At 48.9% G+C, this 24,468-nt stretch carries 30 protein-coding genes, 1 pseudogene and 1 other annotated feature; of the genes and pseudogenes, 16 read left to right on the plus strand and 15 right to left on the minus strand.

The genetic code is table 11. From position 1 onward, the window contains the following. The first annotated feature begins 5 nt into the window (after positions 1-5). The gene (gene gerQ, locus VF724_RS01475) at positions 6-428 is read left to right on the plus strand and encodes a spore coat protein GerQ (protein WP_371752427.1); all 423 of its coding nucleotides are present in this window, start codon (positions 6-8) and stop codon (positions 426-428) included. A 60-nt stretch (positions 429-488) separates the two neighbouring features. Here the strand turns inward: gerQ and VF724_RS01480 are convergent, their stop codons facing one another. Further along, positions 489-776: a hypothetical protein gene (locus VF724_RS01480; RefSeq protein WP_371752428.1), complete on the minus strand. Its 288-nt coding sequence runs from the start codon at positions 774-776 to the stop codon at positions 489-491. A gap of 220 nt (positions 777-996) precedes the next feature. Here VF724_RS01480 and VF724_RS01485 point away from each other — a divergent pair, with 220 nt between their 5' ends. Next, entirely contained in the window at positions 997-1,983 is a 987-nt protein-coding gene (locus tag VF724_RS01485; RefSeq protein WP_371752429.1) for a metal-dependent hydrolase, read from the plus strand. An 18-nt stretch (positions 1,984-2,001) separates the two neighbouring features. Continuing rightward, positions 2,002-2,256 (plus strand): DUF5325 family protein, encoded by a 255-nt coding sequence (locus tag VF724_RS01490; protein ID WP_371752430.1) that lies wholly within the window; start codon positions 2,002-2,004, stop codon positions 2,254-2,256. 43 nt (positions 2,257-2,299) lie between these two features. Here the strand turns inward: VF724_RS01490 and trpS are convergent, their stop codons facing one another. Further along, on the minus strand, positions 2,300-3,286 hold the full coding sequence (trpS, locus tag VF724_RS01495; protein ID WP_371752431.1) for a tryptophan--tRNA ligase: 987 nt from the start codon (positions 3,284-3,286) through the stop codon (positions 2,300-2,302). A 53-nt stretch (positions 3,287-3,339) separates the two neighbouring features. Next, positions 3,340-3,598: a binding site (T-box leader), on the minus strand. Positions 3,599-3,866: 268 nt separating this feature from the next. On the opposite strand from trpS, the gene VF724_RS01500 reads away from it, so the two are divergent. Continuing rightward, positions 3,867-4,790, plus strand: a complete 924-nt coding sequence (locus VF724_RS01500) for a PfkB family carbohydrate kinase (protein ID WP_371752432.1) — start codon at positions 3,867-3,869, stop codon at positions 4,788-4,790. Positions 4,791-4,891: 101 nt separating this feature from the next. Then, the gene (locus VF724_RS01505) at positions 4,892-5,113 is read left to right on the plus strand and encodes an alpha/beta-type small acid-soluble spore protein (RefSeq protein WP_371752433.1); all 222 of its coding nucleotides are present in this window, start codon (positions 4,892-4,894) and stop codon (positions 5,111-5,113) included. A gap of 111 nt (positions 5,114-5,224) precedes the next feature. Here VF724_RS01505 and VF724_RS01510 read toward each other — a convergent pair whose 3' ends face one another. The 5 genes from VF724_RS01510 to VF724_RS01530 all read right to left on the minus strand — a co-directional run bounded on the left by VF724_RS01510 (position 5,225) and on the right by VF724_RS01530 (position 9,104). Beyond that, positions 5,225-5,368 (minus strand): hypothetical protein, encoded by a 144-nt coding sequence (locus VF724_RS01510; RefSeq protein ID WP_371752434.1) that lies wholly within the window; start codon positions 5,366-5,368, stop codon positions 5,225-5,227. A 16-nt stretch (positions 5,369-5,384) separates the two neighbouring features. Continuing rightward, positions 5,385-5,930 carry an accessory gene regulator B family protein gene (locus VF724_RS01515; protein ID WP_371752435.1) on the minus strand — a complete coding sequence of 182 codons (546 nt, stop codon included), beginning with the start codon at positions 5,928-5,930 and terminating at the stop codon, positions 5,385-5,387. A 4-nt stretch (positions 5,931-5,934) separates the two neighbouring features. Beyond that, positions 5,935-6,615 (minus strand): hypothetical protein, encoded by a 681-nt coding sequence (locus VF724_RS01520; protein ID WP_371752436.1) that lies wholly within the window; start codon positions 6,613-6,615, stop codon positions 5,935-5,937. A 174-nt stretch (positions 6,616-6,789) separates the two neighbouring features. Then, positions 6,790-7,176 carry an O-methyltransferase gene (locus VF724_RS01525; protein ID WP_371752437.1) on the minus strand — a complete coding sequence of 129 codons (387 nt, stop codon included), beginning with the start codon at positions 7,174-7,176 and terminating at the stop codon, positions 6,790-6,792. A gap of 134 nt (positions 7,177-7,310) precedes the next feature. Next, on the minus strand, positions 7,311-9,104 hold the full coding sequence (locus VF724_RS01530) for a M3 family oligoendopeptidase (protein WP_371752438.1): 1,794 nt from the start codon (positions 9,102-9,104) through the stop codon (positions 7,311-7,313). Between the two features lie 156 nt (positions 9,105-9,260). Here VF724_RS01530 and VF724_RS01535 point away from each other — a divergent pair, with 156 nt between their 5' ends. Further along, complete coding sequence (locus VF724_RS01535) at positions 9,261-9,416, plus strand: YycC family protein (protein WP_371752439.1); 156 nt, start codon at positions 9,261-9,263, stop codon at positions 9,414-9,416. A gap of 19 nt (positions 9,417-9,435) precedes the next feature. Beyond that, positions 9,436-10,539: a diguanylate cyclase gene (locus VF724_RS01540; protein ID WP_371752440.1), complete on the plus strand. Its 1,104-nt coding sequence runs from the start codon at positions 9,436-9,438 to the stop codon at positions 10,537-10,539. 62 nt (positions 10,540-10,601) lie between these two features. Here the strand turns inward: VF724_RS01540 and VF724_RS01545 are convergent, their stop codons facing one another. Then, positions 10,602-11,309, minus strand: coding sequence for a DUF2225 domain-containing protein (locus VF724_RS01545; RefSeq protein WP_371752441.1), 708 nt, complete (start codon positions 11,307-11,309; stop codon positions 10,602-10,604). A gap of 47 nt (positions 11,310-11,356) precedes the next feature. Beyond that, a complete protein-coding gene (locus tag VF724_RS01550) occupies positions 11,357-11,740 on the minus strand; it encodes a globin domain-containing protein (RefSeq protein WP_371752442.1) in 384 nt (127 codons plus the stop codon). A 178-nt stretch (positions 11,741-11,918) separates the two neighbouring features. Between VF724_RS01550 and spoVV the strand changes: the two genes are divergently transcribed. Together spoVV and VF724_RS01560 are read left to right on the plus strand one after the other, a co-directional pair. Further along, positions 11,919-13,148, plus strand: coding sequence for a dipicolinic acid transporter SpoVV (gene spoVV / locus VF724_RS01555; RefSeq protein ID WP_371752443.1), 1,230 nt, complete (start codon positions 11,919-11,921; stop codon positions 13,146-13,148). Between the two features lie 82 nt (positions 13,149-13,230). Continuing rightward, a complete protein-coding gene (locus VF724_RS01560) occupies positions 13,231-14,046 on the plus strand; it encodes an NAD kinase (protein WP_371752444.1) in 816 nt (271 codons plus the stop codon). A gap of 260 nt (positions 14,047-14,306) precedes the next feature. On the opposite strand, the gene VF724_RS01565 is transcribed toward VF724_RS01560, so the two are convergent. From VF724_RS01565 to lipA, 3 genes are all read right to left on the minus strand, one after another. After that, positions 14,307-14,576 (minus strand): hypothetical protein, encoded by a 270-nt coding sequence (locus tag VF724_RS01565; RefSeq protein ID WP_371752445.1) that lies wholly within the window; start codon positions 14,574-14,576, stop codon positions 14,307-14,309. A 79-nt stretch (positions 14,577-14,655) separates the two neighbouring features. Continuing rightward, on the minus strand, positions 14,656-14,970 hold the full coding sequence (locus tag VF724_RS01570) for a YutD family protein (RefSeq protein ID WP_371752446.1): 315 nt from the start codon (positions 14,968-14,970) through the stop codon (positions 14,656-14,658). A 21-nt stretch (positions 14,971-14,991) separates the two neighbouring features. Next, the gene (lipA, locus tag VF724_RS01575) at positions 14,992-15,885 is read right to left on the minus strand and encodes a lipoyl synthase (protein WP_371752447.1); all 894 of its coding nucleotides are present in this window, start codon (positions 15,883-15,885) and stop codon (positions 14,992-14,994) included. Between the two features lie 137 nt (positions 15,886-16,022). On the opposite strand from lipA, the gene larB reads away from it, so the two are divergent. After that, positions 16,023-16,811, plus strand: coding sequence for a nickel pincer cofactor biosynthesis protein LarB (gene larB / locus VF724_RS01580; protein ID WP_371752448.1), 789 nt, complete (start codon positions 16,023-16,025; stop codon positions 16,809-16,811). A 30-nt stretch (positions 16,812-16,841) separates the two neighbouring features. Continuing rightward, complete coding sequence (gene larC / locus VF724_RS01585) at positions 16,842-17,693, plus strand: nickel pincer cofactor biosynthesis protein LarC (RefSeq protein ID WP_371752449.1); 852 nt, start codon at positions 16,842-16,844, stop codon at positions 17,691-17,693. A gap of 32 nt (positions 17,694-17,725) precedes the next feature. Here larC and larC2 read toward each other — a convergent pair whose 3' ends face one another. Beyond that, positions 17,726-18,247 (minus strand): nickel pincer cofactor biosynthesis protein LarC2, encoded by a 522-nt coding sequence (larC2, locus tag VF724_RS01590; RefSeq protein ID WP_371752450.1) that lies wholly within the window; start codon positions 18,245-18,247, stop codon positions 17,726-17,728. Positions 18,248-18,434: 187 nt separating this feature from the next. On the opposite strand from larC2, the gene VF724_RS01595 reads away from it, so the two are divergent. Next, a complete protein-coding gene (locus VF724_RS01595) occupies positions 18,435-19,475 on the plus strand; it encodes a M23 family metallopeptidase (RefSeq protein ID WP_371752470.1) in 1,041 nt (346 codons plus the stop codon). A gap of 65 nt (positions 19,476-19,540) precedes the next feature. Here VF724_RS01595 and yunB read toward each other — a convergent pair whose 3' ends face one another. Next, positions 19,541-20,350: a sporulation protein YunB gene (gene yunB / locus VF724_RS01600; protein WP_371752451.1), complete on the minus strand. Its 810-nt coding sequence runs from the start codon at positions 20,348-20,350 to the stop codon at positions 19,541-19,543. A 315-nt stretch (positions 20,351-20,665) separates the two neighbouring features. Continuing rightward, positions 20,666-21,065, minus strand: a pseudogene (locus VF724_RS01605) (YybH family protein). A gap of 148 nt (positions 21,066-21,213) precedes the next feature. Here VF724_RS01605 and VF724_RS01610 point away from each other — a divergent pair. The 4 genes from VF724_RS01610 (at position 21,214) to VF724_RS01625 (ending at position 24,244) form a co-directional block, all read left to right on the plus strand. Next, positions 21,214-22,263 (plus strand): LLM class flavin-dependent oxidoreductase, encoded by a 1,050-nt coding sequence (locus tag VF724_RS01610; protein ID WP_371752471.1) that lies wholly within the window; start codon positions 21,214-21,216, stop codon positions 22,261-22,263. A 270-nt stretch (positions 22,264-22,533) separates the two neighbouring features. Continuing rightward, positions 22,534-22,752, plus strand: coding sequence for a hypothetical protein (locus VF724_RS01615; protein WP_371752452.1), 219 nt, complete (start codon positions 22,534-22,536; stop codon positions 22,750-22,752). Between the two features lie 50 nt (positions 22,753-22,802). After that, positions 22,803-23,801: a hypothetical protein gene (locus VF724_RS01620; protein ID WP_371752453.1), complete on the plus strand. Its 999-nt coding sequence runs from the start codon at positions 22,803-22,805 to the stop codon at positions 23,799-23,801. Between the two features lie 20 nt (positions 23,802-23,821). After that, a complete protein-coding gene (locus tag VF724_RS01625) occupies positions 23,822-24,244 on the plus strand; it encodes a hypothetical protein (RefSeq protein WP_371752454.1) in 423 nt (140 codons plus the stop codon). Positions 24,245-24,468: the final 224 nt, after the last annotated feature.

Here is a 24,468-nt window from a genome sequence, read left to right on the forward strand (position 1 = left end):
AGAGTATGGTCAATTTCAGACCGGCATTCGATCCTTACGGATCCGGATATCCTTACCCGCCGCAAGTGGGCGCCGGATATGGCGCTTATCCGCCTCCCGTTCCCGCAGGCGCCATGATTCCCGGAGTGATGCCGACGGCGCCGATGATGCCGACGCCGCCGGGTTTGCTGCCGATTGAGGAATCCTATATCGAAAATATTCTGCGTCTGAATCTGGGTAAAATCGCCACCATTTACATGACATTCGAAAACAACACGCAATGGAACGCCAAAATATTCAAAGGGAGGCTGGAAGCCGCCGGCCGAGATCACATCATCATCAGCGATCCGCAGACGGGCGTCAGAACCCTGCTGTTGATGGTGAATCTTGACTACATCACATTTGAAGGAGAATTAAAATACACATATCCCTATATGCCAGGCCGATAATTCAACAAAGAAAAAGATAGCTTCGCGCGTTGCCGATGCCGATAACGGGGACGCCGCGGGCTATTCTTTTTGTATGGGCGAAAACAGCCATATGTTCAATTTCTGCAGTCCGCCTGCCATGAATCTGTCCAGCTCTCCCCACGATGAATACGGATCGCGCCGTACCGTCTGCAGCTCCCGGAATTGTTCCTCGGTGAGCCCGTCCCACACCTCAACAAACAACCCCGGCTGGTCCGCTCCCTCGTAAGCTTCCATATTCGAATGTTGTTCGAGCCGCGCACGGATAAAACTGAAATAGTCATTTCGATATTCAGGTTGAATCCGGTACTCCACAAATGCTTTGTTCATGAAATGGCCCCCTGTCGATTTTATTCGTGTAAAAAACATGGTAAAATAAATTTATCTTAATCATAATGTTCCACTGCCTTGAAAATTCACTTCCGCAAAAATTCATTCAATGTGAATTTTTTCAAGGACGGTTCAGCATGTTTTTTTATCATTTGTTGCATGCCGCAAAAATCATGGTAAGGAACGCTTATCAATATTTATCAATCATGGAGGTAGCTTAATGGATACCGGAACTCATCTTGTCATTGGATTGGGATTGGCCGGGCTGGCCTATATCGATCCGGTTGTGGCAGGCAGCGCAACAGCGGCAACGGCAGTGCTCATCGGTACGGTTCTGGGGTCGCAGGCTCCCGATGCGGACGGACTCCTGCGTTTTAAAGGCAACGCCGCATATATCAAGAACCACCGCGGGATTTCTCATTCGCTGCCGTTCATGGCCTTATGGAGCCTGCTGATTACCTTACTCCTGTCGCTCTCTTTTCCGGGGGTTCCCGTGCTTCATTTGGGGGTATGGGTGACAATCGCCGTCGTTTTTCATGTCTTTACCGATTTATTTAACACATACGGCACCCAGGCCTTTCGCCCGTTCTCGGATAAGTGGGTGTCCTGGAACATTATTCACATTTTCGACCCGGTTATTTTCAGCTCGCACGTGCTAGCCCTGCTCATATGGGCTGCGCATTTGGCGCCTCCGGCCTATTTATTTTCCGGTTTGTACCTGTTTTTGGCGTTTTATTATATTTGGAGAACGGCCGTCCACTTCCGTTTGGAAAAGAGCCTTCGTCACCAAGATGCCGATTACGCCCGCGATGACCGTTACAGCCTCATTCCCACTTTCAATATAAACGCCTGGAATGTGGTCAAACTTAGGCAGGACGGGAGCTACATGCTGGGCGAACTGAAAAACGGCAAGCTGCAGTGGATCGACCAGGTCAGCCGCTGCAATCATCCGGCGGCGGAAGCCTCCAAACAACATCCTGACATCGCCGCCTTTCTTTATTTCAGTTCTCACGCCTGTGCGGAAGTCAGGGAACATGCTTGGGGCTACGAGATTCGCTGGCTTGATGTCCGTTACAGACACCGCAAACACTATCCGTTCGTCGGCGTGCTGCTGGCGGATCAACAGATGCGCACTCTGGATTGCTACGTTGGCTGGTTGAGCGATGAGCGGCTGGGAAAAAAACTTCGCTTGGATCTTTTGAGCTGACCGTGAGAGGTGAATGAATTGGACAAACGAATGGCGCTGCTCTTTGCAATCATCGGAACTGTTCTTCTCGGATTGGTCGGCGTCGCATTAAGCTTCCGGAGTCTTGCTTGGACGGGCGCTACGGTCCTGGCGGCGATCGGATTTATAGGATCCGGATTCGTCGTCAAGGCGAGAATGCGGAAAGCCCGAATTCTCCATGAGCGGACTGCAGGTACCGCTTCCCCGGCTTATGGCAAGGACACCGAACCTCAGAATCGGAAACCTGCGGAATAAGGCATCGCGATTCATCGCGAGCCCCAAGACCGCAGGTTCTTTTTCATCCGCGCAGCAAAAAGCCCATCCGTTCTTTTACATTCCGCAGTGTTTCATCTGCCGCCTCCGAAGCCCGTTGTGCCCCTTTGTCCAGAATATCGATGATTTTCCCCGATGAGCGAATTTCACGATATCTCTGCTGAATCGGTTCGAGCGTCGCAATCACATGCTCCGCCAGATCCTTCTTGAATTGGCCGTAACCCTGTCCTTCATACTTGGCTTCGATATTGGCTATGGAAAGCTTCGCACACTGTGAATAGATGCTGAGCAGATTACTGACTTCCGGTTTCGCCTTCACGTCGTATTTGATCTCCCGCCCGGAATCTGTAGTTGCGCGGCTTATTTTTTTGCGGATGACATCCGGCGGATCAAGCAGGGCAATATAACTTCCGGGGTTCGGATTGCTTTTGCTCATTTTATTGGAGGCGTCGTCCAGTGACATGATTCTTGCCCCGACCTCCGGAATATACGGTTCGGGTATGGTGAAATATTCCCCAAAACGCTGGTTGAAGCGCTGCGCAAGATCCCTCGTCAGCTCCAAATGCTGCTTTTGGTCATCCCCGACGGGAACCAGATCCGCATTGTAAAGCAGAATATCCGCCGCCATCAGCGAAGGATAGACGAATAACCCGGCTCCCACGGATTCCTTTCCGGAGGATTTGTCCTTGAACTGGGTCATCCGTTCCAATTCCCCCATATGGGTCAGCGTCGTCATGATCCATCCCAGCTCGGCATGCGCCGGCACATGCGACTGCAGGAAAACATTCGCTTTCTCCGGATCTATGCCGGCTGCAACGAACAAGGCCGCCACCGATTCCGTCTGTTCCCGCAAAGCCTTCGGTTCTTGCGGAACCGTGATCGCATGCAAATCCACGACCATAAAGTAGCATTGATGAGTGTGCTGAAGCTTGACAAAGTTCTGGATTGCTCCGATGTAATTCCCCAACGTCAAAGAGCCGCTGGGCTGTATGCCCGACAATACTCGTTTCAAGGTCCCATTCCTCCTATGAGTGATTTCGCCAAATAACAAATAGGCCTCCCGTCCAAAGGGACGGAAGACCGTGGTGCCACCCTAATTCATTCCCGCAGCTTGCATAGCGGAAACCTTTAATTCCGTTAACGGGGAACGTCCGTCCGGTCTACTGAATATAACGCCGCTGAAATTATCCAATCAAATGATTCAGGACGAATCGTTCGACCTTCCGCTCAAGGATCCATTCGCATGCCCGGCACACCGGTTCGCAGCAACCACCGGCTCTCTGCAGTGACGTCGGCACCTACTAATTCCTGTCATCGCATTTGGATTTCGTATTTTCATATCATCCGCTGATGCCATGAAAATGGCATGAGACGTTTATTATTATAATACATGGAATGTCGGCAATGTCAAATCCTATCCTAAAAAAATCCGTTTTCGCCCTGAAATCGGAATTCCTATAATTCAATGAACTATGGCAGCAATCATGATACAATGGGAGCAGTTAAGGCTTCGCGATGAAATAACTTCCGCGAATTACATCGCGAGCCCTAAAACACAGTTCATTTCTCTTGAAGGAGGGTCCTTCAATATCATGAATTCAATCATGGTGACCGGTACCGTATTTGTTGATTGCAAAGGTTTTTCCGCGCTTCCCTATGATCCGCACGGAAGGAATCTCGGACGCATCGAATTTGTGCACGGCGGCGTCGGCCGAAATGTTGCGGAAAATTTATCCAACTTGGGCCTTCCGGTCAAATTCGTCTCCACCGTCGATACTTCGGCCATCGGCCGTGAGGTTGTCTCTAGATTGCGGCATTCCCGTGTGGACACCACCGCATTGTTCGAGTCGGAACCCAACGGCATGGGAATGTGGCTCGCCATCCTGAACGAAGAGGGAAATCTCGCCGGTTCCATTTCACAGATGCCTGAATTGGGCTTCCTGGAAAATAAGCTTCGTGACCATGGAGCAGAATGGGTTCGTGAATCTGAACAACTGGTGCTGGAATTGGATTTGAGCGACGCCATTTCCGAAACGATCATCGAATTGTCCAAACGCTATGCCAAGCCGGTGTACGGCATACCGGGCAATCTTGACGTGATCTTGAGAAATCGCCATTTGCTTGCCGAGCTTCAGTGTTTCATCTGTAATGAAGTAGAGGCCGAAAAAATCATGGAAGTCAGCCTGAATCATCAAACTCCGCAGCAGATCGCTGAACAATTGAAGCTGTACGCTCATTCGATCGGCATCCCGTCAATGGTGATTACATTGGGGGAAAACGGATCGGTTTATTACGATTCCAATACGGGATGTACGGGATATCAGCCGGTCGTGCCTGTCCGCTTGGTGGATTCCAGCGGAGCGGGGGACGCCTTCTTCTCGGGAACCGTAGCCGGGCTGATCCGCAAGCTTTCATTGGAGGATGCAGTGAAGCTGGGAACCAGAGTTGCCGCTTGGACCATCGAATCGTCCGAAAATACTTGCCGAGATCTTTCCTCTAAATTCAATAATAAGTAAAAAACTCGCTGTTCAGATTACCGTTGTGGGCAAAATTACCATTCCTGCAGGCTGAGTATAATTCCGGTTTTGGTTCATACTACCTAATGGAGGTGATAAAAATGGCAAAAGGACAAAGCCGTTCCAGCAACCAACTCGTAGTGCCTCAAGCGGATGCCGCTCTGGACCAACTGAAATATGAAGTCGCTCAGGAATTGGGCATCCAAATCCCTCAAGACGGTTACATGGGGTTTATGGCAACCCGTGATGCAGGTGCAATCGGAGGCCATATCACCCGTCGTCTTGTTCAAATCGCAGAACAGCAACTGGCAGGTCAAAGATAACGTTGGTTTGTACGTAATGGCTGACCCTTCGTTACTTATTTCCACAAAGAAAAGCTGCCCCGTCCTTACGGATTGGGCAGCTTTTCTGGGAGGAACTCTAAAAGCAGATCATTACTTTTGCGTTTCTTTCGGAGCTTGCTTCAATTCTTCCGGCACTTCGTAGCGGTGGCACCACAGCGCGCAATTCAGTTCAGAAAGACGGCGCGCAAACGCACTCAAGCCTCTGTCAGCAAGTTGAGCAATTTTGTTTTCCATGCAAATCCCTCCTCTTTTAAATTTTTATAAAATTCGCAAGCTTCTGCGAGATTTGCGGAAGGGTCACGGATTGGAGTAAAAATACGGCAGACAAAACCGGCGATTGGATGAGAAAGTTGGCCGATACGATGAGGGCGGCAATGATTTTCGCTTTGCGATAGGCCGATTCATCCGCCCGGCTGTACCCCCTGATGTTAGCCGGGGCATAAATAAGCACTAGCACCAAGGAGACGAGGTTCAAAGATAATCCGACAAACCAGAAAGGGAAGGAGACATGGGCTGCCGCAATGACAAAAAACGCGGAAAGCACATTGCATGCCCGCGGTGAATAAAGATGCATTCCTCCGCTGTAATTCCGCAAAATCGGAAAAGCCGTCACGGCAACCAAACCATTCCAAAAATGGCCTGTGGCCAAACAGATGGCAAGCACCACAGCAAATACGATTATCGTGTCCATAATATTCAGGACGGCATACTTCAAAACAGCCTTGGATGAAGGATTCTCTGCATTTTTATGCACGTAACGAGCGATTTGATCGGCCACCTTGTCCATAACCTGCATCTTTTCACCTTCTAAAACGGTCGTTGATATGCCTTTTGTTCTGATTGTATGAATAATTCAAAATGACGAACAAAATAAGCACCATGACAATCAGCATCACAAAATGCATGGACTGCAAGTCCATATTATAGATTGTAAATTGAGCGTATGCGACCCCGATGATCAGCACCGTCGCCCAAAGAAAATTGTGAGGCTTCAGGCCGTTCGACGTGTGGAATTTCCGCGCAATAAATATAAACCCAATTTTATATCTTTTTAAGAACAAATATGTGAGCGTATTTATGAGGATAAAACTGATATTCATCAATGCAAATAACAGAAGCCTGGGAGAGTTTAATTCCTCCGCTGTCGTCAAATGCAGGCCTATAAAAATCATCGACACGACCATATCGACCACAAAAGCATAGATGAGACCCGTGATGCACATCAACGCTGAATATAAAAAAGGAATTCTGAGCAAAATCATCGACAATACAATAAACAGCATTAGACTGATTAATATGAACAGTTGGGAAAGAACGATAAATTTAAAGTAGTAATTTGCTGCGCCGACCGATAAACCAATAACAGCAATCACTTTTGGGTCATCCATGGCCGTCATGCGGAACATTGAAAAAGCTACCATTACAATCGACGAGTACATCAAAATAGAGAGGAGAAGTTTGAGCGATATTTCCAATGCCACGCAGAATTCCTCATTTCCAGATCTTGGTGTTTATATGATTTCTACTTTATTTTTTAGTATATGATACATGTGCAATATCGTAAAGATATATCTCGACAAGAATAAACGGCGAAAAAAAAGAAAACTGCCTCGCCGATTCTCGGGTGCCGAGGCAGTTTCCGTGACTATTCGCGCTTATTCGTCATGACTGTGATGATTCATCCGCATGACCACTTGAGCCATATTATAATTCGATTCTAGGTTGATGCTGGCATGAAGCACATTTTGCTTAACAGCAAATTCAAAATAAATTTCTCCATGAGTCCAATTTTTTTTGTGCTTCAAAGCTTCAATTGCCATTTGCCGAAAGCTTGCAAACTGTTCTTCCGACAATCCCTTGCGAACCTCCCGAATCACTCCTCCCTTGCATTCCAGCGGGTCATGCCGGACTCCAAACTTTCCGACGATGTTGCTGCGGATTTGAATGAAAACGGTTCCGGAAGTAAGCAGCAACAATTCATTCTTGATTTCCCGGAATACCATATCCACCTGCCTTGCCAGAGAAAGATTCTCCAATATCATCATGTTCCCCCTTTCACGATAGGATAGTTTCATGATACATAAGCCCTCAGAAGCAGGACCTTAGTCATATTATAATATTGTTTAATTTCCTGTTCAACATATTTTTACATTTTTTTATGTTTTTTACCACCTGTTTATTCACGCGTTTTCGTCAACGATAAAAATTCATTTACATCTTTTATAAGCAACTCAATAGCGGCCTGCCAGAAATCGTCCCGGGTCAAATCCGCCCCCAAATGTTTTCTTGCTAGCTCCTCCACCGGCATGGCGCCCGTATCTCTGAGCAGCGCGGCGTATTTGTCAGCAAATCCAGGGCCTTCCTCAAGCGCTCTGGCGTATAAACCGGTGCTGAACAGGTAACCGAAGGTGTACGGGAAATTATAGAATGGAACGTCCGTTGCATAAAAATGAAGCTTGGAAGCCCAAAAATAGGGATGATAGCTGCCCAGGGAATGGCGGAAAGCTTTCTGCTGGGCTTCGGTCATAATTTCATTCAATCTGTCCACACTAACCAAGCCGGATTTCCGTTCCTTGTAGAATTGCACTTCAAACAGGAATCTCGCTTGAATATTCATGAAGAAGGTAACGGCACGCTGAATTTTATCCTCCAGCAAAAAAATCCGTTCCTGCACATTGTCGGCCATCTTGAGCGAAGCGTCCACAACGATCATTTCAGCGAAAGTGGAAGCGGTCTCCGCCACGTTCATCGCATAATTCTGAAGCATTTCGGGGAGGCCGTTCATCAAATGCTGATGGTATGCATGCCCCAACTCATGCGCAAGCGTGCCGACATTGTCAAGGGTTTGGCCGTATGTCATGAAGATGCGCGATTCCCCGCTGACCGGAAATGACGTGCAGAAGCCGCCCGGTCTTTTGCCGGGGCGATCCTCCGCTTCGATCCAGCGCCTCTCGAATGCCATCTCGGCAAAATCAGCCATCTGCGGACTGAATTTCCCGAACTGCTCCACAATCATTCCCGCCGCACGGTCAAAGGAAATTTCTTTGCCGCCCTCGCCCAAAGGAGCCTCCACGTCGTGCCAGCTAAGCGAATCCACCCCGAGCAGAGACGCCTTGCGCTGAAGATAGCGAAGGAACACCTCTTTATTTCGGTCGATCACTTCCCACATCGTCTGTAAGGTTTTTTCCGACATCCGGTTGATTTCCAGAGGTTCCTTCAACACGGAATCCCATCCCCGATGCTTATACAGCTGCAGCCGAAAGCCCGCCAAATGATTCAAGGACAAAGCGCATAATTCCGCTTGTTCGGACCAGGCATTCTGCCACCGCTCGAACACATTTTCACGCAATCGGCGTTCCGGCGAATGAAGCTTATTGTCGGCCTGCCCTGCGGACAGCAGCAGGAGCTTTCCGTTTTCTTCGAACGGTATCCTCAATCTTCCCACCGCCGCATCATACAGTTCACTCCAGCCGTGATAACCGTCCACGGCAGCATCGGCCGCCAATGCTTCCAATTCGGGAAGCATCCTGTCCAAAGCTCTTGTTCTGCGTTCGTTCAAAACAAATGAAATTTGCCAGATAACATCGCTTTCCAGCATCACCTCCCAGCGGTTATCGGGAATTTGCGTCAATAATTGGTCAAAATGTATGGAGGCGGAGGCAAATCCGGCATTCAAGCTTTTGATCTTCCCGCTGATCTGCACCGCTTTTTGATCGGTTTGGTCCTGCGAAGTCAAACAGACGGCGAACGACTCCGCTTCAATCAATCGAGCGGAAATATCCTGAATCAGCTCGACCAGCGGCTGCACCTGTCGTTCACCGGCGCTGGCGAAATTATCTGCTTTCAGTCGTTCTTCCAAACGTTGAATGTCCTGTTCAATCGTATCCAGAAACGCCTGCAGTTCGTCCGATTCACTTCCGCCGGGAAAAATATTATCCAGATTCCACGTTGTCTCAAGCTGCTTTTTCACACACAATCTCACCTTTCCACTAAATCCTAAGGAGTTTCTCTTATTAAACCACAATTGGATAAAAAATCAAAAATCTAGCAACTTATGTTGAAAATCATTCTCGGGAAGTGTATAACTATCTATAGACGTCACTTTCCCGAAAGGAGGGCAGTTCCCATGTCGAAACCGCTTTCAATTTCCTCGGAAACGGCCAAGAAGCTTGCTGAGCATCTGAACGTGCCCATCGAGCACATCATGCATATGCCAAAACACATCCTGATGCAAAAGCTGGCCCAACTGGCAGAAAAAGATAAAGAAGAGCATTCCGAATGAGCGCCCGGGAGAGGTGAAAATGAGTTACTGGTTTAGTGCCGCTACAAATATCGGCATGCTCGTCGCACTGAATTATATCGGCCTCAAAATCCGTTCCCGGTTGATCGGCAAATTCTCCGAGCAAATCACCATTCCCTTGCTAACCAGCGCCGCATCCATCCTGATGATGTTTTATCCCATAGCGGACAACGGCTTTCCGCCAGATTTACGGTTTATCCCCATCCTGATGGCCGGACTTCGTTTCGGTTATGCGGTCGCTTTTTCTTCCGCCCTTTTGCCGGCGGCAGTCAGCCTTTTTTTTGACAATGGATACAGCTTTTGGGGGATTCCCCTAGAGTTTGCAGTTCCGGCGATAGCCTCTTCTATTTTTCACCGGACTGAATACCGGACAGGCTTTGTATCCATTCACAGGAAGGACGGCCTGATGGGGCTGCTGCTGTACTTCCTGATCCTGCTGGTCGCGGGATATTTCCATTCCCAGTTAACATCATTCGAGTGGATCCGGATGACGCTGCAGCTGATGATCATTTCCGCCCTCACCATCACCCTGCTCATAGCCATGTACAACGAAGAAGTGGCGGCATGGATCATGCAGCGAAAGCTTGAGCTGCTGGCCAATCAAGACAGCTTGACCGGGCTGCCCAATTACCGAAGTTTTCTCGAAGTGGCCAACAGCATCCTGCGAAAAAGAAAAATTTCCATCATGATGATAGACGTGGATCATTTCAAAAATTACAATGATTCTGTCGGGCATTTGAAAGGGGATGAGCTCCTTCGCAAGGTTGCCAAGCTGCTTCGCCACTCCATCGGCGAACTGGATTATTTGGCCCGCTACGGAGGGGAAGAATTCATTCTCCTGTGCCATACCAATGAAGCTTCGAAGTTGGCCGAAACGGCCCGCCGTTTATGCTCCGCAATCTCTGCTTACCGCTTTGCGCACCAAGAAGTCCAACCGCTCGGCTGCATTTCCGTTTCTATCGGTATTGCTTCAGCCCGAACCCTCTATGACGACCTGCACTCATTGATTGACGCGGCGGACGAGGCCTTGTATGCATCGAAACACGCCGGAAGAAACCGCTTCAGCTTCAACCGCAGTTTTCGCGAAGGCAACAAAGACGCTTGATGGTGTCTCGGCAGACAGCATTGAGCGTCTTGATTTGTTTATGCCAAATTTAAGGTAACCTATTAAGGATGAGCATCCTCCTTCATTTCTTCGGGCAGCTCCAACTTCGCCGCAATCATCTCTTGCCTGGTCAACATCCACTGCTCCTTTGAAGCCCGGATCATCCCGCCGTCCACTATTTTTTTGTCGTGAATCACGCGGGAGAACCATTTGACCGCATCATAATATTTTTTTACCCGTCTGTTCAACTCACCGATCAAATACATCAATCTCGCATTATTCACATTCTCGGCTTCCAGCTCATAAACCTTGATATAGGCTTCCAGAGCAAATTGAAGGAACCTCAATTCTTGTCCCTTATCCCCTCGTTCCCTGTATCTCCATGCAATATGATGCAGCAGCCCGGCGATGACACGGTCTTTCTCCTCCGCGATTTGTGCGCATATCAGTCCGAGCTTCAGGGTTTGCAGCGCTTCGTCCCAGCTTCTTTCCTGCCCGAAATCCCGTTGGGACCAATTCGCGGACACTTTTCCGGCAAATGCGGTCAGCATCTCTCCCGTCAGGCGATTCTCAAAATTTTCCGTGCTGGAATAGCCGCAAAAAGGACAAACCCGCACGATGTAAAAATCGGGATTGATATCCTTGTATTTATTGAAGAAATCACTTTCTGAAGAAAGCGATTTTTTAAAGCTCGGGCGAACCTTCGATGTCTTGAATGAATTCTCGCAAACCGGGCATTTAATGTCGATTCGATACAGCGGTTCCAGCATGATGGCCCCTCCAGAGCATGAATATCTGTTGCAAACAGTTCAACAACTCAACGAGTGTTGACAAAATGATATGCGGTCCCTTGAAGGCGCTCCAATACAATTCGCTGCAAGGTTTCGTCCAAGCCGGCTTCCTGCAGCGCGCTTTGCATGCATCCCAGCCAAGCATCCGCATGAGCCGGGGTAATCGGAAAGGGAAGATGGCGCGCTCTCATCATCGGGTGGCCATACTGTTCGGAATACAATGCTGGTCCTCCGAAAAATTGCGTCAAAAACAAATATTGTTTCTCTTGAACCGGCCGGATATCTTCCGGAAAGAAAGGCCCGATCAGAGGATCCTGCTGCACCTTGGGATAAAATGCCTCCACAATGCGTCTGATCGTCTCCGCACCGCCGATGGCTTCAAAAATAGTCTGAAAGTTGGATGGCTGCATATTGAGCATACTTCCTTTTTCGTAGAATCAATCCCATTATAACATTTTTCCTTCTTGAGGAATATCTACGCGAAAAGATTTCCAGTTCAAACCGACTAGCTTTGTGAAGTCATGTCCCACTGTTCATGAACATAAAATGAAAGAGACGAGTGCATGCGGCAGAAGGAGGCAGCGATCTATGCAATTATGGCGCAAACTGCACACCCCATTCATCGGCTTTGCTGTTGTTTTATTCATCCTGCTGTTTGTTTATTACCCTGCAGAGGGGATGAAAGCCGCAGCCAGAGGAGTGGAAATTTGGTGGGATATTCTGTTTCCCGCTCTTTTCCCTTTCTTCGTCATCTCTGAGGTGCTCCTGGGATTCGGAATCGTCCATTTTTGGGGTACCCTTCTTGATCCGTTGATGCGTCCGTTATTCCGCGTTCCCGGCATCGGCGGATTTGTCATGGCGATGGGATTCGCCTCCGGTTATCCGGTCGGCGCCCGATTGACATCCCAGCTTTGGGACCAAAGGCTGATCGATCGTGCGGAAGCGGAGAGACTGGTAGCCTTCACCTCCACCTCAGACCCCATTTTTTTGATCGGAGCGGTTTCCGTCGGTTTTTTTCATGATCCCTCGGTCGCACTTATATTGGCCGTTTCCCATTATGGCGGAGCCCTCCTCGTGGGTCTTCTAATGAGATTTTACGGCCCGCACTCCCAGGCCGATGCTTCCCATTCCCAAACCAAACCGTTCATTCTTTATAAAGCTCTTCAGGCGATGCACCGAGCGAGGTTGTTGGATGGAAGGCCCTTGGGCATTCTATTGAAGGAAGCGGTGCAAACTTCGCTCCGGCTCATTTTTGTCGTGGGCGGTTTGGTCGTTTTTTTTTCGAGCTTGTTGGAACTTCTCTCCATCTCCCATATTATGGACGCCATTTACGGCATGTTTCATTTTATTTTCCGCCTGTTTCGGATTCCTGATCAGTTGGTGCAAGCGTTTGTCAACGGATTGTTTGAGGTCACCCTCGGCGCCAAATCGGCGGGTACTGCGGGCCCGGACATCCCTTTGATTCATAAAGCGGCTGCGGCTGCTTTTATCCTTTCCTGGAGCGGATTATCCGTACACGCCCAAATCGTCAGTCTGCTCACTCACACCAAATTCAGATACCTCCCTTTTGTTGTTGCGCGCTTCATTCACGGACTGATTTCGGTCCTGCTTGTGCTTTTGCTGTGGATTCCGCTCAAGCCCGTCCTCGGCCGTTTTTCTCAAGCCGTGCCTGTTTTCCACAGCGGATCAGGCTTGGAAATGACCTGGATCGGATGGAGCATGTTCGCCGCCGTTCCCATATTTTTCGTTTCATTGGCGCTTATCCCCGGCATTTTTGGGGTATACCGATTACTGCGGCTGCTGACGAAACTTCTTTGAATACAAGAAGAGGCAGTTGTGTTATAAAAATGGATTGTTTATGATGGACTTAATCAGATATTGTCCGGAAGGAGTACCTTATTTGAAATATTCTCTTGTGAACCGCGATGATCGAATATCCATCGAGCTGACCGATCAATTCCGTGAATTGGCCGCGCAGCTTGGCATGACGGAGGATCGGGAATCGCCCGACGTGGTGCTGTCGATCGGCGGGGACGGCACCCTGCTGCACGCATTCCATCTGTTCATCGACAAGCTTGACGAAATCTCCTTTGTCGGGATTCATACGGGACATCTCGGTTTTTTTGCCGACTGGAAGCCCGATGAAATCGAGCTGCTCGCCAAGCTGATGTCCGGTCCCAAAAAAGGGTATGAAAGGCGAATCGTCAAGTATCCTCTTGCCGAAATGCAAATTCATACGAAATCGGGTACTGAAGTGCATTATGCGCTTAACGAATTCACTGTGAAAGGTGCTGAAGCCACTTTGGTCGCACGGCTCGACATTAACGACGAAACCTTCGAAATGTTCAGGGGCGACGGGATCTGCATATCGACTCCGGCCGGAAGCACAGCTTACAATAAAAGTCTGGGTGGCGCCATTATCCATCCTTCGCTGGAAACCATCCAGATTGCGGAAATAGCCTCCATCAACAACCGTGTCTTCCGGACCTTGGGCTCATCGATCATTCTGCCGCGGCATCATCACTGCGACATTTACCCGAAAACGCATCAAAAAATCCAGCTTTTCATCGATCATCTACAGGTCGTTCACGATGACATCCAGTCCATCCGCTGCAGAGTGGCCGACAAGAGAGTAAGCTTCGCCCGCTTCAGGCCCTTTCCTTTTTGGACCCGGGTGAAGGAAGCCTTCATCAACAGCGACAAACCGCAGCCGTAAAACTGATGGACGGCGCACTTATCATATCACAAATAACAAGAAACAGCGGCGGACTAGAACGTGAAAATTAAGTTCTGGACTGCTATTAAAAAGTAAAAACGTGTTTCTTTCTATTACCTTGTTCTTTTCCAGTAGGTCAATTATCCGCTGGAGATCCTTCCAACCTTCACGATCCCTCTTGCTTATATTGAATGTTTCCCTTGTTACAGGAACCCAATCATCTTCAAAATTATGCTCGGCATACTGACGGACCAAAATACCTAATGCATACAGCAAATACTTTGGTAGACGACCGTTGGGTTCTTCTGTTGGGCTATCCGTAATACTTGCATTCTTGAATCGAATCGTCCAAATTGATGATTTTTCGTCATAGATTTATCATTTTCAAACCATACATCTACATACTGTCCAACCTCCAAATTTGATGGCATATTTGAAACGCAGTATGCAAAGTAGAACTCTTTTCTCGTTTCATCCATTTCTCTGCTTATAGGATTAACGATTAAGGCTCTTTGATTTTCAATCTTCATAACGTAACCAGTTACAGCTCAGCAATCCTAGTCTCATAATCATCAAGCCCTGATGCATTGACTTTGAATATATTGGAAATCATGCGTTATTTCGCTGCTCCTGGCCGTTTCGTTGATTGGGCCGCGGCGCTTTTTCCAGGACAAAGTAGGCGCACCCGAAATTGCAGTATTCGTTGAGGTAATCCTGAAGGCCGGCAATGCTGGTCTCTTTGTTCGCTTTGGGGTTCGTCTCCTTAAAGAAGCCTTTCAACCTGAGCTGATTGTACCCCCAGTCGCCGACAATATAGTCATAGCGGTCAAGGATCTCGGAATACCGTTCGCGGAATGCCTCCGGATTCCATCCGTTTTTATGTTCCTGAACAAGTTCAAATGTTTTGTCCATGATGTGAATCAAAATCGATCCCTCCAAGCAATGCTAGTTGTCCCGCAAATCCCGCGCATGGCGGGCTGCTTCCTTTTGCTCATGAGCGTGATAGGAGCTTCGGACGAGCGGTCCGGATTCCACATGGCTGAACCCGCGCTTGCCCCCTTCTTCTTTGAGCAGAGCAAATTCTGCAGGGCTATAATACTTTTTAATGGTCAGGTGTTTTGAGGTGGGCTGCAAATATTGCCCGATTGTGAGAATGTCCACCCCGGCTTTGCGAAGGTCGTCCATCGTCGCCAAAATTTCTTCCCACTCCTCCCCGACACCGACCATGATGCTGGACTTGGTCGGAATCTGCGGATCGAGCGTTTTGGAGCGTTCCAGCAATTCCAGAGATCTTCGGTATTTGGCCTTGGACCGGACTTTATCGGAAAGGCGTTCCACCGTCTCTACATTGTGATTGAGCACATCCGGCTTGGCATCGATGACTGTCTTCAAAGAATCCGGATTCCCCATGAAATCGGGGATCAAGACTTCAACCCCGCACAAAGGAAGCTTACGGCGGATCGCCCTGACGGTTTCGGCAAAAATCCCGGCGCCCCCGTCCGCCAAGTCGTCACGGGCGACGGAAGTGACCACGACATGCCGTAAGCCCATCTGATCGGCGGCATCGGCCACCCGCTCGGGCTCCTGCAGATCCAACTCGCTCGGCATGCCGGATTGGACCGCGCAGAATCGGCAGGCTCGGGTGCAAATATCCCCGAGAATCATGAACGTTGCCGTCCGGTTAGCCCAGCACTCGTGAATATTCGGGCATTTGGCTTCCTCGCATACGGTATGCAGGGTCTTGGAACGCATAATCTGCTTCAGTTCTTTGAAATTTTCGCCCTTTGTCAGCTGTATTTTCAACCATTCGGGTTTTCTTCCAATTTGCTCTATCGGCATGCGCGCTCTCCTTCCCTGAACGTAATACGAACCTGCGAAACTTGAATGAATATTGGAAAGAGTAATTCCGGATTTCATGTTTGTATTATAACATGATTAGTGAAACATTCCACTTTCTCCCGTGTTTTTGATATGATATGAGGGGAAAAGGGGGGAAGCGCAAGTTGAATCTGGAACAAATGCTGTCCATGGTAAAATCGGGGGAACTTGACGTCGAGGAAGCGAAGGCACGAATATCAGCGCAATTTCCAACCGTTGAGGATCTCGGATTTGCCCAGCTGGATATCGAGAGAGAAAAAAGAACCGGGTTTCCGGAAGTCATATTCGGTGAACAAAAAACGGTCGAACAGCTTGTCGCCATTTTTCAAAAATTGAAGCAGCATACCGACCGTATCCTCGCTACCCGGGTTGATCCCGAAAAGGCGGCAGAAGCGATGAAATCGCTCGGGGATATTACTTACCACGATCAAGCGAGAATTCTCACCTGGTTTAAAAAACCGATTCTCAAAGTTCATGAGGGCTATGTTGCCGTTGTTTGCGCCGGAACCTCGGACCTGCCGGTGGCGGAGGAAGCGGCGATCGTTTGTGAAGCGATGGGCAATCACGTGGAACGAATCTATGATGTGGGCGTAGCGGGAATCCACCGTCTGTTCGCCAAGCTTTCCCTGATCCGGGGAGCCAATGCTGTTGTGGTTGCCGCCGGAATGGAAGGCGCGCTGCCCAGTGTCGTCGGAGGATTGGTTTCCAAGCCGGTGATCGCCGTTCCGACGAGCATCGGCTACGGGGCCAATTTCCAGGGGTTGTCCGCCCTTTTATCCATGCTGAACGCCTGCGCTCCCGGCATCGCGGTGGTCAATATCGACAACGGCTTCGGGGCGGGCTATTACGCAGGATTGATCAACAAGAACCGGTCCGTTCAAAAATAAACTTAACCAAATCCACTCAGGAGGTGCGATGTGCGCATTCTTTATTTGCACTGTTTTTCCGGAATCAGCGGAGATATGACCGTAGGCGCTTTGGTCGATGCCGGCGCAGACCGACAATATGTGGAAAAAGAATTGAACAAACTGCCGATTGAGCCGTTTTCCCTTGAATGGAAACAAGTCAATAAATCCGGCATCCTCGCACTTAAATTCGATGTGATTCCGGATTCGGCACAACCTCCGAAGCATCACCGCCATTATGCCGACATCGCGGAAATGATCGGCAAAGCAGGCTTAAGCGGTAGAGCCGCAGCCTTGAGCTTGGCGATTTTTGAGAAAATCGGGCGGGCGGAGGCCAAAATTCACGGAATCCCGTTGGAACGCGTTCATTTTCATGAGGTTGGCGCAGTCGATTCCATTGTGGATATCGTCGGAACCGCTTTGGCCATCGATTCGCTCCAGGTGGACAAGGTTATTGCCTCTCCGGTTGCCTTGGGAACGGGCAACGTATGGTGCGATCACGGACGATATCCGGTTCCGGCTCCGGCCACCTTGGAAATGATGAAGGGCATTCCCATCCAGCAATCCGATCTCCCCCAGGAATTAACAACGCCTACAGGCGCGGGAATCATTGCAGGTACGGCCGAGGGCTTCTCCGAAGGTCTTCCGGCCATGATCATTGATAGCATCGGGTACGGCGCCGGAACAAGAGAACTGCCTAGCCAGCCCAATGTGCTTCGCGCCGTAGTCGGCACCGCGGATTGGAACAAGCTGCAGCTAATCCATACCCCTGGCTTTAACCAAATCCATGATCCTGCCCCACATGATCATCATCATGATCATCATCATGATCATCATCATGACCATCGCTCCGACAACCGCTGACTTATGAGCACAGCAAAGCCCATGATTTGATATCATGGGCTTTGCTTACTTTTGTGCGCTTGGCTGCCGATTTGTCCGGAATCTTCATGCTCCTGTATGAATAAATTGCGCACCTCATCGTACACCTTTTTCAACGGCACTCCATGTGCTCGCGCGATGCTTTCGCACTCGTTGAATTCGGGAGCGAATTGTACCAGCTTCCCCTGATAAAAGCCGGCCTTTACACGAACCGCCCCCCATGTTGTTTGAACCTGAACGAATTCCCGGCCCAGCCTATGTACCGTCGCAGGCCAGTAGCGAAGACCCAGGGTCGTCGTCTCCTCAAAAATAATCCGCTCCACCTCGGGCAGCAGCTCCGCTCCAGTCAGAACGTTCAGCTGTATCCCGAGGCGCCCCCGTTTCATGATGATCGGGATCCAATAGACATCGTTTACTCCGGCTGCAAACAGCAGGTCGGAAATATGCGGGCTGAATTCCGGATTCATATCGTCGATATTGGCCTGAACGATCATCATTTGAGAGTCCTCATGCTCAAGACTATGTTCGAATTTCATCTTCTTCCCCCACCCCGTTTCCATCCACAATTGATTCACGAATGCGGGTCCATTGCGGCCGCGCTTGTAATCATCAGGTTTATGCTGCCAACAAGTATACTACAGCAGGATGAAAATAACATCATCTGAACATGATAAGTTTAAACAAAACAAAATTCTTCACAGGAGGAATTATCAGGTGAGGAGAATGAACGGCCTGACGGGATCCGTTTTTCGTATTGCAGTGATTGCCACCATGGCGGTCTCCTGCATCTCCCTGTTTCCTTTGGGGGCTGCGGGAAAAGAAGCAGCAAAGGCTGAACAAATGAATAAGCACCAAATCTATATTGAACGTAAAAATCTCTTTGAGCAGATGAGCGCTTTAACCGGAATTCCATGGTATTATCTGGCCGCGGTTGATCAATACGAACGCACCCTGACCATCGCCAACCGCAAAAAAAGGCCGGAAGCGCAAGGTCTGATTGCAATCTATTTTCCGCCGGAGCAATGGGCGGGGGCGTTGAATCCCGATCCCGACGATCGCAGCATGGCGTCAATCGCTTTTTTCAACGGCTTTGGAAAAGACGGAGACGGTGACGGCTATGCGGATCGGACCAATGATGCGGATCTTCTCTACAGCATGGCCGATTTTATTTTGAAGCAGGGAACCTCTTGGGACGACTTGCGCATCGGGATGTGGAATTACTATCATAATTCCAGAAGCGTGCAGCGGATCGAGCAATTTGCCAAAATTTACGCTGAAATGGGCACCTTGGATCTCGACAAGCATGTCTTTCCTCTACCGGTCAACTCCAATCATGCATATAGGAGCACCTGGGGTGCCGGACGAAACTGGGGGGGGTACCGGATTCATGAAGGGACGGATATTTTTGCCGGATACGGTGTTCCGGTCCGAAGCACCTCCTACGGAGTTGTCGAAATCAAAGGCTGGAATCGTTACGGAGGCTGGCGAATCGGCATCCGCGATATTCATAATGTCTACCACTATTACGCTCATCTTTCCGGTTATTCCAAGAATATTCACGCCGGCTACGTGGTCAAGCCCGGTGACGTGGTGGGGTGGGTAGGCAGCTCCGGTTACGGTAAGCCTGGAACACAGGGAAAATTCCCTCCGCATCTGCACTATGGGCTTTATCGCGACAGCGGCTGGTCGGAATGGCCTTTCGATCCGTATCCGTATCTGGTCAAGTGGGAAAGGGAAGAGCGCATGAACAAAAGAAAGAAATGACCGTTTCAGACTGAAAGCGGGCCTCAATCAGCCCGCCTTCAGTCTGCCAATGGTAATTTCCCCCATCATTTTTTCAAGCTTACCCCAGGCCCTACAGTACCCGTCGAGCCGCTATCCGGCGGGGTATTGAAGCTGCTGACTCCATTTTTTTGAGTTTGCACGTCAGGAAGCGAGATGTTCGGCGGCAGCGGATCGGAATTTCCGATCGGATTGCCTTTGTTGTCGACATAGTACATCGGCGTATCTCCGACCACCAGCAGATAGGAAATCGGCACCTCCGTAGAGACCACTTCCGGCTGGGTATCAAACGGAATAATGATCGTTACCTCCGCAATGATCCGGATATAGACCTCCACCAAAAGCATATTGATTCCGGCATTGATCTGCCGCGTATTCAAATCAACCTTCACCGCACCCGCCGGGACGAATTTGATTGGAATTTCCGGGCCGAAGGAAGCCAGGATCGCACTGTTGAACGCCTCTCCCAAAGGAATATGGTCCGGGATTTGCTTCAGGCCATCCAAAGTGTTTTGCACGGTTTTGATCGTATCGGAAGCAATTTTCATGTGCTCAGCATAGTTCAGCATAAATCCGGCTATTTTTCCACTGTGATCGGTTTTCCAATCGATCAATTTTTCAAAATTGGTGCCCTGTGAAATATTTTTTGTAATGGATGAATTAATCGCTTCCGTTGCCATTTGCTTGATCCGTATTTTGGCAATGTTCATCAGCGGGTCACGCAGATTTTTTTCCACGAAAATAAAAGTTTGCAGCGAGAACAAGGAAAATATGACCATGACCAGCATAAACCATTTTTTACGGCTGCCCGGTTTATTCGTTCTGCTTTTCCATCTTCGCCTTCTCTTCCATTTCACATCCGTATCCTCCGTTATCGGGTCCTAGGTAGAGGCTTTTTTACATTTCTATGCCTGTTTTCGGCAAAAAAGAAGAGCGTTCGGCTGAACGAACGCCCGATTGACCAGATTGCAGCATCAAACTGTCCAGAGGGTCCCTGTCCATTTTATTACATCGCCGGGTCCTGCTCTAGCGGTAATTTTTGCGATCGGCACTTTGCTGCTCCTTCCTTCAATCTCAACGACTCCGAAGTCATTTCCCACACTGCGTACAATTCCTTTCCGTTGAATTTGACATTTGCTCAACTTTTCACCCATGAACAAACTCCCCCAATATTAGGATTCAAGCAGCTCGGCTCCATACGAATTATCAATAACACAGCGCCATGTTCCGTTTGAATCCTTTTTAAAAACATAAGTCGAAATTCTTTCCATGGAAAATTCCGAATCAGTCTTTTGCTTGGCGCTCAACTGGGCTTTTGCAATCACCAATGCCGTATCCTCCGCTTCAATGACAACCATTTTGTCCTGGTTGACGATTAAGCTGTGATTGAAATAATCCGCAATTGCCTGAAAGGGCCCGCAGAATTTCTTCCTTTCCTTTCGCTACCGTTCCGGGTTTGACAACCAAGGCGGCATCATCTGAATAAAATTCCATTAGAGCATCGAAATCCTCTTGATTTATTGCGCTGTCTGCGTTTTTGACGATTTGCTTGAGTTCATCATTTTTGCACAATATTCCCCCGTTCAATCATCATTGATTCCCTTTAATTGTTAATTCCTTGCTTTCATTATAACGCTGTTTATTTGAGAAAATGCAAATAAATGAGTAAACTTAAAGTATTGACGGAGGGGGAATCAAGATGAGCGATCAGACAACCAACATGGAGATAGGAATCAGTACATTTCTGGAGGCTACGCCGGACCCGGCGACCGGAGAGGTCATCAGCCATGCCGAACGGCTGCGCAATGCGGTTGAGGAGATTGTGCTGGCCGATCAGGTCGGTTTGGATGTCTATGGAATCGGGGAGCATCATCGAGCCGATTACGCAGGCACATCGCCCGCTGTTGTGCTGGCCGCAGCAGCGGCCATGACGAAAAGGATCAGACTCACGAGCGCCGTTACCGTGCTCTCCTCCGACGACCCGGTTCGAGTATATCAAGCTTTTTCCACACTTGACGGCATCTCGAACGGCCGGGCCGAAATCATGGCAGGCCGGGGATCGTTCATTGAATCCTTTCCGCTGTTCGGATACAGCCTGGACGATTATGACGAATTGTTCGAAGAAAAACTCGAGCTGCTCCTGGCGATCAGAGCCTCGGAAAAGGTCACTTGGCGCGGCCGCTATCGTCCCGCCATCCATAACCTTGGCGTTTATCCCCGGTCCGTGCAAAACCCGCTGCCAGTATGGATCGCAAGCGGCGGGAATCCCGAGTCAGCTGTTCGGGCAGGAATGCTCGGCCTTCCGATCGTATTCGCGATTATCGGCGGAATGCCGGAAAGCTTTGCTCCATTAGTTTCCCTCTATCAAGAGGCTGCCGCAAGAGCTGGTCATGATCCGGACAAACTCCCGATTGCCACGCATTCTCACGGTTTTGTCGGGGAAACAACCGAGCAGGCCGCCGAACTATTTTTCCCTCCGACCCAAGCCCAAATGAATGTAATCGGACGCGAGCGGGGGTGGGGGCCTTATACCCGCGCAAGCTATGATGCCGCCCGCAGTCTTCGGGGCGCCCTCTATGTCGGCGATCCCGATTATGTTGCGGAAAAGATTATTCTGCTGCGCAAAAATTTGGGAGTCAGTCGATTCTTCCTGCATGTCAATGTCGGCACGATGCCGCACCGGGAAGTGTTGCGTGCCATTGAACTGCTCGGCACCCGTGTTGCGCCCATTGTACGCAAAGAGCTTGCCCGGAACGGGGCAGGGAAATAAGCAAACAAGATGCTTACAATTAATGAGCATCTCTTATTCCGGTTTCCACCGTAAATCCCTGCACCCACCAAGAGCCGAATGTAACTAACCCCAATAAAATAACTCCTGCAATCACTCTTTTCATCAAATCATTTCCTTTCCGAATCTCAAAAAATCGTCATACTAAATAAGGCAGCAACAAAAAGGATAAACCGATCAGGGCGATATGATCCTGCTTATGATGAAATATGACTTCGTGCCTTCCAGAAATAATAAGGATTAGATGAGATCTTGCTTGAGATCAGAAGAACGGAAGCGAAATCAGCGAAAGAGGCTTGGTATCGCAAAGATGTCTTGGTCATCGATCCAAACACCAAATTGTTTCATGTCTATCCTCTGTCGAATGCATGGGTCACGGATGAATATTCTGCCGATTCCCTGGCCGGTCTGATCGGGTTCATGGATGAGGAAAGCATCATTTACGTTGCTGACATGGGGCTCCCGGCATAAAAACAGCGTATAATATCGAATCCCTGAATATTTACACGGGTGAGAAAAAGGTGCTGTTCGCCAATCAACCTGACAATGTTGCTCCCGATTTTTATTCGCGAGGATCGTTGAGCGACAATCGCGGCACGCTGTCCATCAACAGCTTTTCGCAAGGAAACGCTTTGGTGTATGATTTGCGGGAAAAGACATCCTTGCGCCTAGAGCGGAAATTTATAAACATCTGGCCATACTGGGGCATTGCTCGTTCACCGGACGGCAAGATGTTCTGGCACAATCATCGTCTTTATGACGTTCGCGGGACGGAAGTGGCTTCGCTCGAACGCAAGGAGCTCTCGACAGGTCCGTTCTGGAGTCCGGACAGCCGTTATTCCGTCTATCCGTATGCCTTGGACGATAGTCCGGATAACTGGATGGATGGCGGGGACATTGATGTTTTGGCGCCACAGGCTTTTATCCTGATGGATCGAGCCGGAAAACCTGTCCAAGCTGTGCAAGCGGAACAGCCCGGAATGCATGTTGAACTGGCCGGCTGGCTGCCGGATCGGAATGAGGCAGTTCTGCAATATTATCGGTTGAATCGAAAAAAGCCTGTTAACGAGCAAAAACAAGAGATTGCATACAAGATTTTGAGTATCGAGACGGGACAACTCAGTGAGCTCAAGTCGGCCGAATTGGAGCAGTTCGAACAAGTGGATAGAGTAATGAAGGGAATCGCCGATGAACCTGTTTTCTTTGTGGACCGGAAGAAGGGTTTGTATTGGCATCCCGAGCGGCCGTCTGTCTATATTGGAGAGTTAAATCAAGGCGAGCTTGTATGGCGGATTGATGCTTACAGCCATTTAACCAGTCAATTATATATATTTTGCGCTGCCGATAAAAAAGTGAAAATGATTTCAGTCAAATATTCCTTGTTGAACAACAGACTATACCTTAATCGTTGGGCCGTAAGATTGGTATATCCCAATCGTTTGGTGTTTTTGTACCTTGCAGGTTATGAGTGTTCTAACTTAACTAACAGCAAAATCAGGTTCTTAGTAGTAAGGGGATAGTTTTTAAGGAGGCGAATCCATTGAAAAAATCGTTCTTAGTCATTATCATAATTGTCTCCGCTGTTGCCGGAATCATGTTCTGGAATAGTGATGAACAAAAGGATAGACGGATTTGGAATCAATTCAAGTCCACCCTGACAACAGAAAATATCGAGAAAGCAACCTATGCAGGAATATCAGAACATACTTTTTCCCAAATCGAGAAAGAGAAGGTTCTTCAATGGTTAAGGGAATCCGATTTTGCAAAAAGCAATCGAATCGCTCATGGACCGACCCCCAAAGGGCTCATCACTCTGCACTTCAAAGATGGAACCGTTCAACATTTCGGGTTTTGGGGCGGGGCAACCTTCGAAACAAGTCCCAGACACTTTGACGCCAAATCCCAATTTCTTGTTGCCAGTGAAGAATTGGGGGATTTTATTAGTCAATACGATGTAAATTGAAGCTCAAGAAAGGTTTGGTTATTTTATGAATGATACTTTATTGTTTTTTGGAATAGATCTTTTACCATAACTTTCTAGTGGATGTGTCCCGTTACACGGAGCTCGGAAAGGCCAACGACTTTCCCGAATTGGACTGCTGCCCCATGTGCCGGGCTAGAAATCGGCTTCAACGCCATGGATTTTACGAGCGTAATGCTATTGAGGCGGATGCGTCCTACCGGATC

It is taken from the genome of Ferviditalea candida, assembly GCF_035282765.1.
Classification (GTDB): Bacteria; Bacillota; Bacilli; order Paenibacillales; family KCTC-25726; genus Ferviditalea; species Ferviditalea candida.

Excerpts from the sequence above, each read along its gene's own strand:
- gerQ (WP_371752427.1), top strand. The coding sequence starts at position 6 with ATGGTCAATTTCAGACCGGCATTCGATCCTTACGGATCCGGATATCCT.
- VF724_RS01480 (WP_371752428.1), bottom strand. The coding sequence starts at position 776 with ATGAACAAAGCATTTGTGGAGTACCGGATTCAACCTGAATATCGAAAT.
- VF724_RS01485 (WP_371752429.1), top strand. The coding sequence starts at position 997 with ATGGATACCGGAACTCATCTTGTCATTGGATTGGGATTGGCCGGGCTG.
- VF724_RS01500 (WP_371752432.1), top strand. The coding sequence starts at position 3,867 with ATGAATTCAATCATGGTGACCGGTACCGTATTTGTTGATTGCAAAGGT.
- VF724_RS01505 (WP_371752433.1), top strand. The coding sequence starts at position 4,892 with ATGGCAAAAGGACAAAGCCGTTCCAGCAACCAACTCGTAGTGCCTCAA.
- VF724_RS01510 (WP_371752434.1), bottom strand. The coding sequence starts at position 5,368 with ATGGAAAACAAAATTGCTCAACTTGCTGACAGAGGCTTGAGTGCGTTT.
- VF724_RS01515 (WP_371752435.1), bottom strand. The coding sequence starts at position 5,930 with ATGCAGGTTATGGACAAGGTGGCCGATCAAATCGCTCGTTACGTGCAT.
- VF724_RS01525 (WP_371752437.1), bottom strand. The coding sequence starts at position 7,176 with ATGATATTGGAGAATCTTTCTCTGGCAAGGCAGGTGGATATGGTATTC.
- VF724_RS01535 (WP_371752439.1), top strand. The coding sequence starts at position 9,261 with ATGTCGAAACCGCTTTCAATTTCCTCGGAAACGGCCAAGAAGCTTGCT.
- VF724_RS01540 (WP_371752440.1), top strand. The coding sequence starts at position 9,436 with ATGAGTTACTGGTTTAGTGCCGCTACAAATATCGGCATGCTCGTCGCA.
- VF724_RS01545 (WP_371752441.1), bottom strand. The coding sequence starts at position 11,309 with ATGCTGGAACCGCTGTATCGAATCGACATTAAATGCCCGGTTTGCGAG.
- VF724_RS01550 (WP_371752442.1), bottom strand. The coding sequence starts at position 11,740 with ATGCAGCCATCCAACTTTCAGACTATTTTTGAAGCCATCGGCGGTGCG.
- spoVV (WP_371752443.1), top strand. The coding sequence starts at position 11,919 with ATGCAATTATGGCGCAAACTGCACACCCCATTCATCGGCTTTGCTGTT.
- VF724_RS01565 (WP_371752445.1), bottom strand. The coding sequence starts at position 14,576 with ATGAAGATTGAAAATCAAAGAGCCTTAATCGTTAATCCTATAAGCAGA.
- lipA (WP_371752447.1), bottom strand. The coding sequence starts at position 15,885 with ATGCCGATAGAGCAAATTGGAAGAAAACCCGAATGGTTGAAAATACAG.
- larB (WP_371752448.1), top strand. The coding sequence starts at position 16,023 with ATGAGGGGAAAAGGGGGGAAGCGCAAGTTGAATCTGGAACAAATGCTG.
- larC2 (WP_371752450.1), bottom strand. The coding sequence starts at position 18,247 with ATGAAATTCGAACATAGTCTTGAGCATGAGGACTCTCAAATGATGATC.
- VF724_RS01595 (WP_371752470.1), top strand. The coding sequence starts at position 18,435 with ATGAACGGCCTGACGGGATCCGTTTTTCGTATTGCAGTGATTGCCACC.
- VF724_RS01610 (WP_371752471.1), top strand. The coding sequence starts at position 21,214 with ATGGAGATAGGAATCAGTACATTTCTGGAGGCTACGCCGGACCCGGCG.